Source organism: Salinivibrio sp. EAGSL (assembly GCF_013366455.1).
In the GTDB taxonomy this organism is placed as follows: domain Bacteria; phylum Pseudomonadota; class Gammaproteobacteria; order Enterobacterales; family Vibrionaceae; genus Salinivibrio; species Salinivibrio costicola.
This window is the reverse complement of the sequence record NZ_JABWMG010000077.1, coordinates 1-263: the sequence shown is the minus strand read 5'-3', so window position 1 is coordinate 263 and position 263 is coordinate 1. Positions and strand designations below refer to the sequence as shown.

General features: G+C 51.7%; 1 pseudogene. It reads right to left on the bottom strand.

Annotated features, from left to right (window positions below):
* Positions 1-263, bottom strand: a pseudogene (locus tag HLG76_RS14765) (hypothetical protein); the annotation flags it as partial.

Here is a 263-nt window from a genome sequence, read left to right as displayed (position 1 = left end):
CTGGCGACCGTGCTGGGAAGCCTTTCATGACGCGGATGTTCATGCGTTTTCCGTGCTCTGCGGCCAATGGCGCCGGCGAAGCGTTTAATGTGCACAGGGTTGGCGCGTACGATGGGTAAATTGGCTTCAATACACGCGAGCACAAAGGACATTTCTAATCGGCCAGTGGCTTCAATGATGATGCGCTCAGGCTGATATGGCTTGATGGTTTTCAATGCATCTTTAATGCCTTTATCAGTGTTTGGCACAGAGAAGAAGTGCGC